Origin of the sequence: Shinella sp. M31, from assembly GCF_049199205.1 — a bacterium.
In the GTDB taxonomy this organism is placed as follows: domain Bacteria; phylum Pseudomonadota; class Alphaproteobacteria; order Rhizobiales; family Rhizobiaceae; genus Shinella.
Window position 1 is genome coordinate 1 of record NZ_JBLZPH010000214.1, and the last position, 2,495, is coordinate 2,495.

Here is a 2,495-nt window from a genome sequence, read left to right on the forward strand (position 1 = left end):
TGTTGATTGCCACTGAGAACTGACCCGGCGTTTCCACCGAGAATTGACCCGCCTATTAGGTATGTTTCGGGTCTGCGGTCGTGGTCAAGTTTCTCGTTTTCTCCTTTGTCGTTTTGGGCTCGTGCGCTGAGCTGTTCTTGAAGCGGAAGCTGTCGTTTCCGGTTTCCAGGATGTGGCAATGATGCGTGAGCCGGTCGAGCAGCGCGGTGGTCATTTTGGCATCGCCAAAGACGCTGGCCCATTCACTGAAGCTCAGGTTGGTGGTGATGATGACGCTGGTGTGCTCGTAGAGCTTGCTCAGCAGATGGAACAGCAGCGCACCGCCTGAAGCACTGAACGGCAGGTAACCGAGCTCGTCGAGGATGACGAGATCGGAGTGTGCCAGGCGGTTGGCGATCTGGCCTGGGCGACCCTGGGACTTCTCTTGCTCCAGCGCATTGACCAGCTCCACGGTCGAGAAGAACCGAACCCGCTTGTGATGATGTTCGATGGCCTGAACACCGATCGCTGTGGCGATATGCGTCTTGCCCGTGCCGGGACCGCCGACCAGGACGATGTTGTTGGCCTCGTTGAGGAAGTCGCAACGATGAAGCTGACGGACCAGCGCCTCGTTGACCTCACTGCTGGTGAAGTCGAAGCCGTTCAGATCACGATAGGCTGGAAAGCGTGCCGTCTTGAGCTGGTAGGCCGTCGATCGCACTTCCCGTTCCGCGGTCTCTGCCTTGAGGAGCTGCGACAGGATCGGGATGGCGGCCTCAAACGCTGGCGATCCCTGCTCGGTGAGTTCGCCAACGGCCTGGGCCATGCCGTGCATCTTCAGTTGCCGCAACATGATGACGACAGCGCCACTTGCTGGATTATGACGCATGACGGGCCTCCGTCTTTCTCAGCGCATCGTAACGTTCGACATTCGCCTTGGGCTCATTGGTGAGCGTCAAGGCCTGAGGCGCGTCGATGGTCGGTGGTGTGAAGGATTTGCCGTCGACAAGGCGATGCAGCAGGTTCAGCACGTGGGTCTTGGTCGGAACGCCGGATTTCAGTGCCATATCGACCGCCGACAGGACGGCCTGTTCATCGTGTTGAAGGACGAGCGCCAGGATATCGACCATCTCCCGGTCGCCACCCGGCTTCTTGAGCAGGTATTGCTGCAAGGCCCGGAATGCGTCCGGTAGCTCGACGAACGGTGCACCATTGCGCAGAGCACCTGGCTTGCGTTGCACCACCGCCAGATAGTGCCGCCAGTCGTAGATCGTCTGTCCCGGTCGATCATGGGAGCGATCAATGACGCGACGATGTTCGCAGATGATCTGACCTTCTGCGGCGATCACGACCCGCTCCGGATAAACGCGAAGGCTCACCGGCCGATTGGCGAAGGATGCCGGGACGCTGTAGCGATTGCGTTCCAGATGGACGAGGCAGGTCGGCGTGACCCGCTTGGTGTATTCGACAAACCCGTCGAACGGCCTGGAAACGGGCATGAGGGCTGGAGCCTCCTCAGCCCAGATATCAGCGATGGAGCCACGCATTTGACCGTGCGGGGTCTGTGCCCAGAACTCCTTGCAGCGCTGCTCGAGCCAGTCGTTCAGAGCATCCAGCGATGGAAAGCGCGGCGTTGGCTGCCACAAACGATGACGCGCGTCCTGAACGTTCTTCTCGACCTGTCCCTTCTCCCAGCCAGAAGCCGGATTGCAGAACTCGGGTTCGAACAGGTAGTGGCTGGCCATCGCCTGGAAACGGACGTTGACGTCACGCTCTTTGCCACGGCCGACCCTGTCGATTGCGGTGCGCATGTTGTCGTAGATGCCACGGCCGGGGATGCCTCCGAACACGCGGAATGCATGGTTATGGGCATCGAACAGCATCTCGTGTGTCTGCAGCAGATAGGCCCGCACGATGAAGGCGCGGCTGTAACTCAGCTTCGTGTGCGCCACCTGCAGTTTGGTGCGCTCATTGCCGATAATGGCCCAGTCTTCCGACCAGTCGAACTGGAAGGCTTCGCCGGGATCGAACGCCAGGGGCACATATGTCCCGCGACCCGTCGTCTGCAATTCCCTCTGACGATCATCACGCCACTCCCGGGCAAATGCCGCCACCCGATTATAGGAACCCTCATAGCCGAGGCTCATCAGATCGGCATGCAACTGCTTCATCGTCCGCTTCTGTTTGCGGTTCTTCTTGGCTTCTGTCTTCAGCCAGGCCGACAACCGATCGGCAAAAGGATCGAGCTTGCTCGGCCGCTCCGGGACCTTAAACTTCGGTTCCACACCGTCAAGGCGCAGGTATTTGCGGATGGTATTCCGGGACAGGCCGGTCCTGCGGCAAATCTCCCGGATCGATAAATGCTCTCGAAAATGCCAGCGCCGGATAACGCTCAATAACGCCATGTCGATCACTCCATAGCCCCCGCTGAAAACATGCGAGGGAAGGTTGGAACATGGGTCAATTCTCAATGGAAATATCAGGCCACGCCGGGTCAGTTCTCAGTGGCAATCAAC

The 2,495-nt window shown here is 59.2% G+C and carries 2 protein-coding genes; both read right to left on the bottom strand.

The window, feature by feature from the left end; all coding sequences use genetic code 11:
- Positions 1 to 55: 55 nt before the first annotated feature.
- Positions 56 to 868 carry an IS21-like element helper ATPase IstB gene (gene istB, locus ACOZKU_RS27865; RefSeq protein WP_421581620.1) on the bottom strand — a complete coding sequence of 271 codons (813 nt, stop codon included), beginning with the start codon at positions 866 to 868 and terminating at the stop codon, positions 56 to 58.
- A complete protein-coding gene (gene istA / locus ACOZKU_RS27870; RefSeq protein ID WP_421581621.1) occupies positions 858 to 2,384 on the bottom strand; it encodes an IS21 family transposase in 1,527 nt (508 codons plus the stop codon). Before istA ends, istB begins: the two co-directional genes overlap by 11 nt.
- Positions 2,385 to 2,495: the final 111 nt, after the last annotated feature.